The sequence below is a fragment of the Streptomyces sp. NPDC007983 genome (assembly GCF_042958345.1).
In the GTDB taxonomy this organism is placed as follows: domain Bacteria; phylum Actinomycetota; class Actinomycetes; order Streptomycetales; family Streptomycetaceae; genus Streptomyces.
On the sequence record NZ_JBIBJI010000015.1, the window covers coordinates 61392 to 74911 of the forward strand.

11 protein-coding genes are annotated in these 13520 nt (G+C 71.2%); 1 reads left to right on the forward strand and 10 read right to left on the reverse strand.

The genetic code is table 11. The features are described 5' to 3' along the window. Nucleotides 1-10: 10 nt before the first annotated feature. From ACFZCY_RS33745 to ACFZCY_RS33780, 8 genes are all read right to left on the reverse strand, one after another. Nucleotides 11-2944, reverse strand: a complete 2934-nt coding sequence (locus ACFZCY_RS33745) for a glycoside hydrolase family 2 TIM barrel-domain containing protein (protein ID WP_391181916.1) — start codon at nt 2942-2944, stop codon at nt 11-13. A gap of 12 nt (nt 2945-2956) precedes the next feature. Further along, nucleotides 2957-3829 carry an ABC transporter permease subunit gene (locus ACFZCY_RS33750; protein ID WP_391181918.1) on the reverse strand — a complete coding sequence of 291 codons (873 nt, stop codon included), beginning with the start codon at nt 3827-3829 and terminating at the stop codon, nt 2957-2959. Further along, nucleotides 3826-4809 carry an ABC transporter permease subunit gene (locus ACFZCY_RS33755; protein ID WP_391181921.1) on the reverse strand — a complete coding sequence of 328 codons (984 nt, stop codon included), beginning with the start codon at nt 4807-4809 and terminating at the stop codon, nt 3826-3828. The genes ACFZCY_RS33750 and ACFZCY_RS33755 overlap by 4 nt, the downstream gene beginning before the upstream one ends. A gap of 21 nt (nt 4810-4830) precedes the next feature. Beyond that, complete coding sequence (locus ACFZCY_RS33760) at nt 4831-6087, reverse strand: extracellular solute-binding protein (RefSeq protein ID WP_391181924.1); 1257 nt, start codon at nt 6085-6087, stop codon at nt 4831-4833. A gap of 188 nt (nt 6088-6275) precedes the next feature. Then, a complete protein-coding gene (locus ACFZCY_RS33765) occupies nt 6276-7526 on the reverse strand; it encodes an ROK family protein (RefSeq protein WP_391181926.1) in 1251 nt (416 codons plus the stop codon). Between the two features lie 137 nt (nt 7527-7663). Then, nucleotides 7664-9265, reverse strand: coding sequence for a penicillin-binding transpeptidase domain-containing protein (locus ACFZCY_RS33770; protein WP_391181928.1), 1602 nt, complete (start codon nt 9263-9265; stop codon nt 7664-7666). 39 nt (nt 9266-9304) lie between these two features. Further along, nucleotides 9305-9496 (reverse strand): hypothetical protein, encoded by a 192-nt coding sequence (locus ACFZCY_RS33775; RefSeq protein WP_009713521.1) that lies wholly within the window; start codon nt 9494-9496, stop codon nt 9305-9307. Between the two features lie 192 nt (nt 9497-9688). Then, complete coding sequence (locus ACFZCY_RS33780) at nt 9689-10447, reverse strand: DeoR family transcriptional regulator (RefSeq protein ID WP_391181933.1); 759 nt, start codon at nt 10445-10447, stop codon at nt 9689-9691. Between the two features lie 72 nt (nt 10448-10519). On the opposite strand from ACFZCY_RS33780, the gene ACFZCY_RS33785 reads away from it, so the two are divergent. Beyond that, complete coding sequence (locus ACFZCY_RS33785) at nt 10520-11725, forward strand: MFS transporter (RefSeq protein ID WP_391181935.1); 1206 nt, start codon at nt 10520-10522, stop codon at nt 11723-11725. Between the two features lie 46 nt (nt 11726-11771). Here ACFZCY_RS33785 and ACFZCY_RS33790 read toward each other — a convergent pair whose 3' ends face one another. Both ACFZCY_RS33790 and ACFZCY_RS33795 read right to left on the reverse strand, forming a co-directional pair. After that, nucleotides 11772-12509: a response regulator gene (locus ACFZCY_RS33790; RefSeq protein WP_391182273.1), complete on the reverse strand. Its 738-nt coding sequence runs from the start codon at nt 12507-12509 to the stop codon at nt 11772-11774. 71 nt (nt 12510-12580) lie between these two features. Further along, a complete protein-coding gene (locus tag ACFZCY_RS33795; protein WP_391181937.1) occupies nt 12581-13465 on the reverse strand; it encodes a histidine kinase in 885 nt (294 codons plus the stop codon). Between the last annotated feature and the right edge of the window lie 55 nt (nt 13466-13520).

Below are 13520 nucleotides of genomic sequence, written 5' to 3' on the forward strand. Positions count from 1 at the left end.
GCCGGCCCGCTCAACTCAGTCGGCCGAAGGTGAACGAGAACTCCGCCGGGGCCGCGAGCAGCCGGTACGGCTCCAGCACCCCCGGCCCGCAGGACTGGCTGCCGATGCCCTGCTGGCCGTGGTCGAGGTTGATCCACACCGTGTCGGGCGAGGCCACCAGGTCCGGGGTGTGCTCGGCCGCGTCCAGCTGCTCCGAGGTCCAGCGGCGGGCCGTGAACCAGAACGGCGGGTGGCCCTCGACGCGCAGGCCCGTGCCGTCCGGGCCGGTCAGCCGCGCCCAGCGCACATCGGCCCGCGCCCCGTTCTCCTGCGGCCGCACGTACGGCGTCTGCAGCTCGTCCACCGGCATGGCCCAGCGCCCCAGCCGGGAGGCGGCCCGGGTGTCCGGATACGCCTCGCCGGGGCCGCCGCCGAACCACTCCGCGGCGCCCAGCTCGGCCGGCACCCCGAGCCGTACGCCCAGCCGGGGCAGCGGGCAGGTCCACGTGCCGAGCGGGGTGACGGACACGGCCAGCCGCAGCCGGTCGCCCTCCGCCGTCCACCGGTAGACCGCCGTCAGCCCGATGTCGGCCGCCGCGGGGGCGACGCGGGTACGGACGGTCAGCGCCCGGTCCGCGAGGTCCACCGCGTCGACCCGGTGCTGCAGCCGGTGCAGACCCAGCTCCCGCCAGATCAGCCCGTAGCGCTCGTCGGGCTGCCAGGACGCGCCGTTGTCGTTGTCGGTGGGGGCCCGCCAGACGTCGAGCCGGGGGCCGGTGAGCGTGAGCCCGCCGAGTTCGGTCAGGGCGCCGGTCGCGGCGTCGAAGGTGCCCGGGCCGAGGGTGATCCGGACCCCGTCGCGGCGCGGCGCCACCGGGGCCGTCACAGCGGCCGGAGCAGCGGCGGCGGGGGTGGCGGCCACGCCGGGCAGCTGGGCCCAGGCCACCTGGTGCCCCGCCTCGCCCCACGCGGTGTCCGCGGCGAGCCGCGCCTCGATCGTCCAGCGGGTCTCCTCGCCCGGCGCGGTGGCCTCGGGCGCGGGCAGCTTGAGGTCGGCGGACTCGCCGGGGACCAGCGGCGGCACCGTCAGCTCACCGGAGCCGACCGCCACGCCCTCGGCCTCGTAGGTCCAGGTGAAGGCGAGATGGGACAGGTCGGTGAAGTCATGGCCGTTGGTGATCCGGACCGTCCCCGAAGACCCGTCGCCCTCGATCCGCACCGGCTCGATGACCTTCTTGTACTCGGCCAGCCCCGGGGACGGGGTGCGGTCGGGGAAGAGGAGCCCGTCGCAGACGAAGTTGCCGTCGTGCAGCTCCTCGCCGAAGTCCCCGCCGTACGCGTAATAGCGCGTGCCGTTCGGCGTGTACCGGGCGAAGCCGTGGTCGATCCACTCCCACACGAAGCCGCCCTGCAGCCGCTCATGCGTCTCGAACAGCCGCTGATACTCGCTCAGTCCGCCCGGCCCGTTGCCCATGGCGTGCGCGTACTCGCACTGGATGAACGGCAGGGCCCGGCGCCGCGCGTCCAGCGCGGGGTCGCCCCACGGCGGCTCGGTACGGGTGCCGATCTGCGCGACCTCCTCGTGCGGCGCGTACATCCGGGAGTAGATCCCGGTGTCGGCGCAGGACAGATCGCCCTCGTAGTGGATCACCCGGGACGCATCGCGCTCCCGGATCCAGCCGGCCATCGCGGACAGCCCGCGGCCGGTGCCGCACTCGTTGCCGAGCGACCACATCACGATGGACGGGTGGTTCTTGTCGCGCTCCACCATCCGGGCGGCCCGGTCGATCAGCGCGGGGGTCCAGCGGTCGTCGTCGACCGGGTTGTTCCGCCAGTCGAGGTCGACGAAGCCATGGGTCTCCAGGTCGCATTCGTCGATGACCCACAGCCCCAGCTCGTCGCACAGGTCGAGGAAGGCGGGGTGCGGCGGATAGTGGCTGGTGCGCACGGCGTTGATGTTGTGCCGCTTCATCAGCTCCAGATCGCGGCGCATGGTCGCCAGGTCCAGCGCGCGGCCCGTCTCCGGGTGGAACTCATGCCGGTTGACGCCCCGGAACAGCACCCTCCGGCCGTTGACCTTGAACACACCGTCCTCGACCACGACCGTACGGAAACCGATCCGCAACGCGATGGTCTCGCCCGCGGTGGTCAGCGTGCCCTCGTACAGCCGCGGCGTCTCCGCCGTCCACGGCTCGACGGCGACGCTGGAGCTCTCCCCGGTGGCCAGGTCGAGCCCCAGCTCGGGCACGGTGACCCGGCCGCCGCCCGGCTCGGCGTCGACCCGCAGCGTGCCCGCGCCGCTGAGATGGTCGTACGAGGCGTGCACGAAGAAGTCGGTCACGGCCTCCGCCGGGCGGTGCAGCAGCGTCACCTCGCGGAAGATCCCCGGCAGCCACCACTGGTCCTGGTCCTCCAGATAGCTGCCGGAGGACCACTGGTGCACGCGCACCGCCAGCACGTTCCCCGACGGCTTCAGCAGCCTCCCGACCGCGAACTCGTGCGGCAGCCGGCTGCCCTTGAAGGTGCCCAGCTCCTCCCCGTTGAGCCAGACCCGGGCGCAGGACTCCACACCCTCGAAGCGCAGCACCGCCTCCCCGGCCGCGGGCCAGTCGCCGGGCAGGTCGAAGACGCGCAGATGGTCACCGGTCGGGTTCTCCGTGGGCACCCGCGGCGGGTCCACCGGGAACGGATAGTTCACATTGGTGTAGATCGGCGCGCCGTGACCGTGCAGCACCCAGTGCGCGGGCACCGGGATCTCGCCCCAGCCGGAGGCGTCGTAGCCGGGGCGGGCGAAGGAGTCGTCCTCGGTGCCCGCGGTCGGCGACAGCCGGAACGCCCAGGTGCCGCCGAGGCTCAGCCGGGCGGCGTCGGAGCCGGAGGCCCAGGCGCGCGGCGGCAGGCACCCGGTGCCGGGGGAGACGTCCTCGTAGTAGGGAAGCGGCGGTGTGTGCGCGCGCGAGTTCATCGTTCTCCTCGGTCAGCCCTTGATACCGGTCTGTGCCACACCCTGCACGAGCCAGCGCTGCAGAAACACGAAGACGAGCACAAGTGGCAGGATCGATACGGCCGTGGCCATGAAGATCAGGTGGATGTTGATCGTCTGTGCGGTCATGTACGAGGACAGCGCGACCTGCACGGTCCACGAGCTCTGATCCTGGCCGATCACCAGGGGCCACAGGAAGGCGTTCCAGCCGCTGATGAACGTGATGACCGAGATCGCCGCGAAGAAGTTGAGCGAATTGGGCACGACGATGCGCCAGTACGCGCCCCAGTAGCCCAGCCCGTCGACGCGAGCCGCCTCCTCCAGCTCCTTGGGGAACCCCAGGAAGTACTGGCGGAAGAGGAACGCGGTGAAGCCGCTGAACAGGCCCGGGATGATCAGGCCGCGCAGCGAGGAGACCCAGCCGAGGGACGACACCAGCACATAGCTCGGCACGAAGGTCACCGCCGCCGGGACCATGAGGGTGAACAGGACCGTGTACAGCACCTTGTTGGCGTGCTTGTACGGGATGCGGGCCAGGCCGTATCCGGCCAATGAGCACACCAGCAGGGTCCCCAGGGTGTGCAGCACGGCCACCACGGTGGAGTTCCACAGCGCCTGGGCGAACGGCACCGACGGGTCGTCGAACAGCTCCTTGACGTTCCCCCACTGCAGGTCGGTGGGGAAGAACTTCCAGTCCTCGCCGGTGATGTCCGGGTCGGTGGACAGGGCGTTGCGGATGATCAGATAGAAGGGGACGAGGAAGAGCAGCGTCGCGACGCCGAGCGCGACGTACAGCCCGGTGCTGCTCATGACGGAGCGCGCCGTGCGCTTCTTGACCATGGCGGGCCTGGGCGCCGTGACGGTCACTTGTCGTCACCCCTTCCGAAGCCGAGGAACTTGCCCTGGGCCAGGGTGACCATGGCGATCAGCAGGGCGAGGATGAGGGCGCCCGCGCTGGCGTGCCCGTAGTCCTGGTTGGCGCCGAGCGCCTGGAGGTACAGCTCGACCAGCGGCGGCCTGCCCCAGGTGGCGCGGCCCTCGTCGAGGATGTTGTAGAACTCGTCGAACGCCTGGTAGGCCGCGATGAGCAGCAGCAGGACGACCGCGACCGAGGTGGCGCGCAGCTGCGGCAGGGTGATGTGGCGGAACGTCTGCCAGCCGGACTTGGCGCCGTCCACGGCCGCCGCCTCGTACAGCTCGCGCGGGATGTTCTGCAGCGCGGCCAGGAAGAGGATCATGTAGAACCCGCACTGGAGCCACAGCCGGGCGGTGCAGATCACCAGCCAGTACCAGGGCGGATGGGGCGAGGCGAGCCAGGCGACGGAGTCGACGCCGAACCAGCTCAACACGGTGTTGACCATGCCGTAGCGCAGCCCGTTGAACATCGACATCTTCCAGACCAGCGAGGCCACGACGAAGCTGCACGCGGTCGGCAGGAAGAACACCGAGCGGAAGAACGCCTTCATGAAGCGGATGCGGTGCACCAGCAGCGCGAGGGCGAGGGAGAGCGCGTAGGTGATCGGGACGATGATCGCGGCGAAGATCGTGAAGTTGATCAGGCTGTCCACGAAGTCGCCGTCGCTGAGCATGTCGGCGTAGTTGCCGAGGCCGACGAACTCGGTGGGAGCGACGGTGCCCTTCGCGTTGTACAGGCTGAGCCAGAGGCTCCAGCCGATCGGTACGTAGACGAAGATGATCAGCCCGATGAGGAACGGGCCGGTGAACAGCCAGAAGTTGAGGGTGCGGCCGCGGCTGCCGCCGAGACCGCGCGGCCGTCGCCCGGCGGGCGCCGCCTTGCGGGGCGCGCGGCCGGGGGCGGCGCTCTGGGTGGGGGTGGTGGTCGCCATGTCAGTTCCGGACCCGCCGGCCTAGCCGAGCTTCTTCAGCTCGCGCTCGATCTTCTTATCGGCCTTGTCGAGTTCGGAGGCGGGGTTCTTGCTGTCGCGCACCGAGTTGACCACCGCGTCGAGCACGATGTTGAACATGCCCTCGGTCCAGTACGGGTCGTCGAAGATGCCGTGGCTGTTGAACAGCTCGACCGCCTCGGCCGCGACCCCGCTCTTGAGCTTGTCCGCCCCGGCGGCGATGCTCTTGCGCGCGGGAATGTGGAACCCGTAGTCCAGGGCCCATTCCTGCTGGTACTTCTTCTGCTCGATCCACAGCCACTTGACGAATTCCTTGGCCCCGTCGACGTCCTTGGCCTTGGCCGATACGTACGTGGACCAGCCGCCGTTGTAGACCACCGGGCGGCCCTTGCTGCCGGACTTGGGGAAGGGGAAGATCCCGAAGTCGTCGCCGAACGCCTTCTGGATCGCCGGTATCGCCCATATCCCGCACCACTGGATCGCGCACAGCCCCTGGACGAAGCTGGTCGGGTCCCAGGTCTCGGTCGGGGCGCCCAGCAGCAGCGACTTGCTCTTGTACAGCTCCCGCGCCTTGGTGAGGGTCTGCTCCAGCTCATCGGTGTGGTACGCGATCTTGTGGTCCTCGGTGAGGTAGTGCGTGCCGTTGGACCAGACGAGCGGCTTGCTGATGGTCTTCAGGTTCTGGCCGATGTACAGGCCCTTGACCTTCCCCTTGGTCAGCTTGTGCGCGATGTCGATCAGTTCGTCGAAGGTGGTCGGAGGCTTGACCCCGGCATCCTCGAAGAGCGACTTGCGGTAGAAGAAGAACTGCGGGTCGTCGATCATGCGGATGCCGTAGATCTTTCCGTCCACGGAATTCGCCGTGATGTCCTGCGGCAGGAAGTCGTCCTTGACGTCGGCGATGACGTCGTCGAGCGGGACGATCTGCTTCGAGCGCACCAACTGCAGATCGGGGTGGTATTCGAAGACATCCGGGCGGCCCGAACCCAGCAGGGAGGTCGCCAGCTTGGATTCGTACTCGCCCGGCACCCACTCGATGGTGACCTTCGCCTTGTCGTACGCGTCGGCGAACTTCTTGGCGGCCTGCTGGGTGCCCTGCTCCCCGTAGGCGTGGTACATCTGCTTGATCGACTTGCCGTCTCCGCCGGCGCGGCCGGTGTTCGAACCGCAGGCGGCGAGCCCGCCCAGGGCGGCCACCCCGCCGACGGCGCGCAGCACGCTGCGGCGGTCCCAGTCCCTGGCGTCCCTGGCTCTGTTCATTGCCGACATCTGGCGTCCTTGTCTCGGATCACGATCACGGTTCACGGCCAAGTGCGTTGGTGCAGCGGGACGTTAGCCATAGACGAAGACTTCGGCAAGGGGTTGGACGAAGTGCCCGGCGGGAGTTCCGGGGCGGTTCGAGCGTTCGAACGGAACGGGGATGTGGGAACGCTCCCACACCCCCGCCGTCAGGAAGGGACGCCGCCACGGGTCCTCACGGCCGCCGTGCGGCGCTGCTTCAGCCCCACGGACGCCAGTGACCCCTCCAGCACGAAGGTCGCCGCCCCGAGGCTCACCGGGTTCGACGGGATCGGGCACAGCACGATCTCGGTGCTCGCCAGCGGACGGCGCAGCGCGCGCCCGGCCACCTCCTCGCGCACCTCGGCCAGCAGCCCCTCGCCCAGCGCGGCCGCGACCCAGCTGCTGAGCACGATCACTTCCGGGTTGAGCAGATTGATCAGGTCGGCGAGGCCCGCCCCGAGATAGCGGGCCGTGTCGCGGACTACCTGGACGGCCACCGGGTCCCCGTCCGCCAGCCCCCGCCCCAGGGCCTCGATGGTCGCCGTCTGGTCGTCGGGGCGCAGCAGCGGACTGTCCGGGCTCAGCTCGCGCAGATTCCGCATGATGCCGGGCGCGCCGACGTACGTCTCCACACAGCCCCGGTTGCCGCAGTGGCACTGCCGGCCGTCCAGGATGAGGGTGGTGTGCCCCCACTCGCCCGCGCTGTTGCTGACCCCGCGGTGCAGCGTCCCGCCGAGCGCGAGCCCGGCGCCCACGCCCGTACCGAGGTTCACCACCACCGCGTCACCCCGCCCGCGCGCCGCGCCGAACCACTGCTCGGCCACGGTGCACGCGCGCAGCGGGTTGTCCAGGTACAGCGGGTACGGGATGTGATCGGCCAGCATCCGCAGCAGCGGTACGTCGTGCCAGTCCCAGTTGGGCGCGAAGACCGACACCCCGCCCTCCCGGTCCACCTGCCCCGGCATGCTGACCCCGGCCCCCAGCACCCGCTCGGGCGCGATCCCCGCCTGCCCGACCACGGACGCCACGGCGGCGGCGATGTGCGCCACCACCTTGGTCGGGTCGTTCTCCGCCGGGCGCTCCGGGCGCAACTCCTCGTCGGCGCGGGCGAGAACGGTCAGGGCGAGGTCGAACAGCTCGACATGGATGTACGTCTCCGCGACGTCCACCCCGATCAGTGCGCCCCCGGAGGAGTTGACGGCGACCAGCCCGCGCGGCCGGCCGCCGTCGGAGTCCTCGTAACCGACCTCGATCAGCATGCCCAGCTCCAGCAGCTCGCCGACGAGATTGGCGACCGTGGCCAGGCTCAGCCCGGTCGCCGCGGCCACCTCCTGCCGGGACACCGGGGATTCGGCGACGATGTGGCGCAGTACCCCGTAGCGGTTGGCGGTGCGTATGTCGCGGGACGTGCGCTTCACGCCGGAATCCCCTCTGTGGCTCTCTCGGCTGATGCCGCGCCAGGCTAGAGCGTGCGCCTGACCATGGACAACCCCTTCGCACAACCCTTGTACGAAGCGTCAGAGGCAAGCGGAGGCAGAAGCGAGGACGACAGCCCTCAGGGGGATTCGAGCACCTGCCGTACGACGGGCCCGGCCGCGTCACCGCCATGCCCGCCCGCCGTGACCACGGCCGCCGCGGCCATGTCGTCCCGGTAGGCCGTGAACCAGGCGTTGGTGGTCGCCTGGCCGTCGATCTCGGCCGAGCCGGTCTTGGCGCCGATGTCGCCGCCGAGGCCCGCCATCGCCCTCGCCGCGGTGCCGCTCGTCGCCGTCAGCCGCATCATGCCCTTCAGCTGCGTCACGGCCGCCGGGGTCAGCCCCCGCTCGCTGGTGGCCAGCCTCCGGTTGTCCACCGACGGCGCCACCAGCACCGGCTGTTTGAAGGCGCCCGTCCGCACGGTGGCCGCCACCGACGCCATGGTCAGCGGGTTCATCTGCACCGTGCCCTGCCCGATGACCGCCGCGGCCTTGCCGTCCCCGCCCTCCGTCGGCACCGAGCCGTCGAACGTGGTCACGCCCACCCGCCAGTCCAGCCCGATCCCGAACACCGCGCGCGCCTCCTCGGCCATCCCGCCGTCGGGTATGGAGCCCGCGAGCGAGACGAACGCGGTGTTGCAGGAGGCCGCGAAGTCCTGCGCGAAGGTGGCGCTCGGGTTCTCGCTCTCCTCGACGTTGTGGAACGTCATACCCTGCGCGTACGCCGCCGTCTTCGGGCACGGAACCGGCTGGGCGGGCGTCACCCTGCCCGACTCCAGCAGCGTGGCGGCGGTGATGATCTTGAACGTCGACCCGGGCGCCGTCTGTCCCTGTAACGCGGCGTTGAACTCGGCCTTGTCCGAGTTGGCCACCGCGAGGATCTCCCCGGTGCTGGGCCTGAGCGCCACCACGGACGCCCCGTTCCGCTCGCTCACGGCCGACTCCGCGCGCCGCTGCACCGTCTGATCCAGCGTCGTGCGCAGACTCCCGGGCTTGCCCTTCGTCACCACATGCAGCGTCGTCCCGCCCGTCCCGTCGGCCTTGACCGCCGTCACCTCGACCCGGGCCGCGCCACCGGCCTTGTCGCCGTATCGCGACCGCAGCGCGTTCAGCACCGGATCGAGGGACGGATAGCGGCCCTGCTTCAGCTCCTTGCCGCTCCGGTCCAGCAACCGGACCGGCTGATTGTCCGCCATGCCCGTCTGTAACGTTTCACCGGCTGTCAGCTCGGGATGGATGACCGCCGGTTTCCAGTCCACCAACGGCCTTCCCGTGGTCCGGCCCCGCACGACGGTGAGCTTGGAGTCGTACGTCCATGTCGAACGCGTCTTGCCGAAGGCGATCTCCGCCTTGACCCGGAACGGCACCGTGCTGCTGTGCGCTTCGCCCGCCGTGAGCGTCAGCTTCTCCACCCGGCCGTCCTCGCGATAGCCGCTCAACGCGGCACCCGCGCTCTGGGCGTCGTTGGTGAACGCGGCGGCCCGCAGGTCGTTCTGGTCCGCCCAGGCGGCCAGGAAGTCCCGCGCCGTCTCCTTGACTTCGGCCGGCGTCACGGCGCCGTCCGGAACCGACGGCTCACTGCCGCCGGTCACCCCCCTGTAGAGGTTGTACCCCCCGATCCCCGCAACTCCGATGAACCCCGCTAACGCCGTACCGAGTACGACTCTCCCCGCTGTACGCATGGCGTCGCCCGCCCCCAGGTGTGGTCGGCGCCCCGCTTGTCAGGCCGCCTGCTCCATCTCACCGCGCAGCGCCCGCGTGTACACCCCGAGCAGCCGCCCGTACTCCGCCCGCTCGGCAGGCCGCAAAGCCCGCCCGGCCCGGGCCCGCAGGAACACGCGGATCGCCTCGTTGGCCTGGTCGGTGGAGGTGGTCAGTAAGGCAGGGCTCTGAGGAGTAGGAGTCGGACGCATGGGAAACAGAGTAGGGGCAGCCACTGACAATCGCTGTGGCCCAAACCTCTCAACTGGGGTGTTACCCGCGGTATGTGAGGAACGCCGCATCTTCTGCAGGGGTGTTCCCCCGCTCCTCGCTCTGGCATATGCCCCGGCCCCGCGGCCCCTTGACGCAGGGATCGCCCCAGGTCAGCCCCGGCGCCCGTACGTTCATACCTTCCGTACGACCACGCCGGCCGCCGCCAGCCGGCCGGTCTCCTCCTCCGCCGCGGTCTCGTCCGTCACCACCGCGTCCAGATCGGAGACTGCGGCGGCGAACGCCAGGGCGGTGTGGGCGAGTTTGGCGGCCTCCGCGACGGCGATCACGCGGCGGGACGAGGCGATGGCGGCGCGCTTCACGGCGGCGTCGTCCAGGTCGTAAGCGGTCAGCCCGTCCGCGGAGTCGAGCCCGCAGCAGCCGATGACCGCGGTGTCGAAGCGCAGCGCGGCCAGCGACGCCTGGGTCAGCGGGCCGGTCAGCGCCAGTTCGCCCTGCCGGGGGCGGCCGCCGGGCACCAGCAGCGTCACCTGCGGGGCGCTGCTCAGTGCGTTCGCCGCGTGCAGGGACAGCGGCATCACGGTGACCCGGCGGTGCGCCAGCGCCCGGGCCACCTCCAGGCAGGTGGTGCCGCTGTCGAGGACGACGGACTCCCCGTCGGCGATCAGCCCGGCGACCTCCGCGGCGATGCGCCGCTTGACCTCCAGCCCGTCCTGGGCGCGCAGCGCGAACGGCGGCTCCTCGCCGCGCAGCAGCAGGCTCCTCGCCCCGCCCCGGTAGCGCTCCAGGACGCCCTCGGCGGCCAGCGCCTCCAAGTCGCGCCGGATGGTCATCTCCGAAGCGCCGGTGAGCGCGGCCAGCTCCGCGACCCCGACGCGGCCCGCGCTCCGTACGGCCTCGGTGATCTGCCTCAGTCGCTCTGTGCCTGCCATGCACGTATTGAACATGTCCGGTGTTCGAAAGGCAATCTTACGAACATCATATGTGTTTGCTACGTTCGAAGAATGCAGAGATCGCTGCGGGCAGCCCGGCTGGCCACCTTCGCCTACTTCGCCCTGAACGGCTTCCTCATGGGGATGTGGATCGTCCACATCCCCGGCATCGAGCACCGCGCGGGGATCGGCCACGCCGCGTTCGGCTGGCTTCTGCTCATCCTCGGCGCCGGAGCCTTCACGGCCATGCAGTTCGCCGGTCCCCTCACCGACCGCTTCGGCGCCCGCGTCGTCGTACCGCTGGGCGCGGCGCTGTGCAGCGCCACCCTGATCCTGCCGGGCCTGGCCACCAACGCCTGGACACTGGGGGCGGCGCTCCTGGTGCTCGGCGTGGGCAACGGCTGCCTCGACGTCAGCATGAACGCCCACGCCGTCCAGGTCGAACGCGGCTACGGGCGGCCCGCCATGTCCGCCTTCCACGCCACCTTCTCCCTCGGCGGTGTCCTCGCCTCACTCCTCGGCGCCCGCGCCCTCGGCTGGGGCTGGAGCCCCGCGGCGACGCTCGCCGGGGCGGCGGCCCTCGGCCTCGCCGTCGCGGCGGCGGCGTCCCGCGCCCTGCTGCCGCCCGCCCCGGCCCCCGATGCTCCTGCGGCGAAGACCCGGTACAGGACGCCCCGCCGCATCTGGGCGCTGGCCGCCCTGGCGCTGATGATCATGCTGTGCGAGGGCGTGGCCAACGACTGGAGCGCGCTCCATCTGCGCAACGTCCTGGACGCACCCGCCGCCACCGCCGCCCTCGCCTATGGAGCCTTCGCCACCGCCATGACGGCCGGCCGCCTGCTCGCCGACCGCGTGGCCGCCCTGGCCGGCCCGGTGGCCATCCTCCGCTACGGCGCCGCCGCGGCCGCCCTCGGCATGACCGCCGCGGCGCTCTCGCCCTGGATCCCCCTGGCCCTGCTGGGCTGGACCGTGTTCGGCGCCGGACTCTCCGGCTGCGTCCCCCAGCTCTTCAGCGCCGCGGGCCACACCGACCAGTCCACCGCCGGCGCCAACGTCTCCCGCGTCGCGGGCCTCGGCTACCTCGGCATGCTCGCGGGCCCCGCCGTCATCGGTCCGCTCACCCACCTCGTACCGCTCAACCTGACCTTCTTCCTCCCGGTGGCCTTCTGCGCCATCGCCGCGTGCGCGGCGGGCATCCTGCGGACCCCCGAGCCGGCGCGGTCTTATGGAAAATCGATTGCCCCCGTCGCCGCCCAGCGGTCGGATGGTGCCCCATGACCCAGGGCGTCGGCGGGTGCCGATGCGGCGTGCCGTCAAAGCGGTGTCACTCGGCGGCGGAGCGGCCAGGGGTGACCAGGCCCGTCTCGTAGGCGATGACGACGGCCTGGGCACGGTCGCGGAGAGCGAGCTTCGCGAAGATCCGGGCCACATGCGTCTTCACGGTGGCCTCGCTCAGGGTGAGGGCCTCGGCAAGCTCGGCGTTCGACAGGCCCCGGCCCATCAGGGACAGCACCTCCCGTTCACGGGGCGTCAGCGGAGCCAGATCGCGGTGGACCGCGGGTGCGCGGTCCACGGTCGCCACAGGTGCGGGGCCGTGATCCGCCCCGGCCCGATCGGTCGCAGAGGTGGTCGCGAAGCGCTCGACCAGGCGGCGGGTGATCGACGGGGCGAGCAGCGCGTCGCCGGTGTCCACCAGCCGCACCGCCGCGGCGAGGTGGGCGGCGGTGACGTCCTTGAGCAGGAAGCCACTCGCCCCGGCGGCGAGCGCCGCGTAGACGTAGCGGTCGAGGTCGAACGTGGTGAGCATGAGGACCCGGCACTCCGGTAGCAGACGCAGTATGTGCTTGGCGGCTTCCAGACCATCCAGGTTCGGCATCCGGATGTCCATCAGAACGACGTCGGGGCGCAGCCGCTCGGCTTCCGCGACGGCCTGCACGCCATCTGCGGCCTCGCCGATGACCTCGATGCCCCGCGAGGTGAGGATGAGGCGGAAGCCGGTGCGGATCAGTTCCTCGTCGTCGGCCACGAGGACGCGTGGGGCGCCGGACTCCCGGCTCGGAATCGTGCCCGGCTCCTGAGGGTTCTGGGTCCGGCTCGACGCGTGGTGGGTGCGGCGGTCTCCGGCGGGCTCGGTCACGGGCGCTCCAGGGGGATGCGGGCGCGGACACGGTACCCACCGCCGATGCGGCGCCGTGCGTCGAAGTGGCCTCCGTAGACGGCGACGCGCTCGCGCAGGCCGATCAGGCCGCGCCCCGCTCCGTCGTCCCGGCCCTTGCGGAGCCCCGGCCTGGTACCCGTGCTCGCGGGGTCGGTGGACAGCACGCTCGGTCCGCTGCTGAGCACCTCCACCCGCAGACCGTGGTCGGCATAGCGCACCGTCACGGTCGCCGTGCTGCCGTCTCCGTACTTGAGCGTGTTGGTCAGGGCCTCCTGGATGATCCGGTAGGCGGTGACGTCGATACCGGGCGGCAGCGCACGCGGTTCCCCGGAGATGCGCACCTCTACCGGGAGGCCGGCGAAGACGATCCGGTCGACGAGGGTGCCCAGTTGGCTCAGGCTCGGCTGCGGCGCGAGCCCGGAGAGGTCTCCTTCGCCGTGCCGCTCGGCCCGGTCATCGTCGGCGCCGTCGGCCGACGGCGCCAGCAGCCCCAGCAGATGGCGCAGTTCAGTCATCGCCTCGCGTCCGGCACCCTCCACGGCCTGCAGCGCCGTCTCCGCCGCATCCGGCAGGGTGGCCAGCACCTCGCGGGCCGCGGTCGCCTGCACGACCATGAGGCTGACCTTGTGGCTGACGATGTCGTGCAACTCGCGGGCGATACGGGCCCGTTCGGCCGCCACCGCCGTGCGGGCAGCGGCCTCCCGCTCGCGCTCCAGCAGCCAACGCCGGTCCTCCAGAGCCCTGCGGTAGCGGCGGCGGGCGCGCGCCAGCAGCAGGATGGCACCCGCGGCCACCGCCAGGCCGGCCGTCGCGAGGGCGCTGAGCAGCAGGCCCGTTTCCGGTCTCCACACATCGCCCATCGTGCCAGGCAACCGGCCGGCGGGCGTCCCTCCGTGGGGCCACCCCGTACATCGC

Excerpts from the sequence above, each read along its gene's own strand:
- ACFZCY_RS33760 (WP_391181924.1), bottom strand. The coding sequence starts at position 6,087 with ATGAACAGAGCCAGGGACGCCAGGGACTGGGACCGCCGCAGCGTGCTG.
- ACFZCY_RS33775 (WP_009713521.1), bottom strand. The coding sequence starts at position 9,496 with ATGCGTCCGACTCCTACTCCTCAGAGCCCTGCCTTACTGACCACCTCC.
- ACFZCY_RS33795 (WP_391181937.1), bottom strand. The coding sequence starts at position 13,465 with ATGGGCGATGTGTGGAGACCGGAAACGGGCCTGCTGCTCAGCGCCCTC.
- ACFZCY_RS33755 (WP_391181921.1), bottom strand. The coding sequence starts at position 4,809 with ATGGCGACCACCACCCCCACCCAGAGCGCCGCCCCCGGCCGCGCGCCC.
- ACFZCY_RS33745 (WP_391181916.1), bottom strand. The coding sequence starts at position 2,944 with ATGAACTCGCGCGCGCACACACCGCCGCTTCCCTACTACGAGGACGTC.
- ACFZCY_RS33780 (WP_391181933.1), bottom strand. The coding sequence starts at position 10,447 with ATGGCAGGCACAGAGCGACTGAGGCAGATCACCGAGGCCGTACGGAGC.
- ACFZCY_RS33770 (WP_391181928.1), bottom strand. The coding sequence starts at position 9,265 with ATGCGTACAGCGGGGAGAGTCGTACTCGGTACGGCGTTAGCGGGGTTC.
- ACFZCY_RS33785 (WP_391181935.1), top strand. The coding sequence starts at position 10,520 with ATGCAGAGATCGCTGCGGGCAGCCCGGCTGGCCACCTTCGCCTACTTC.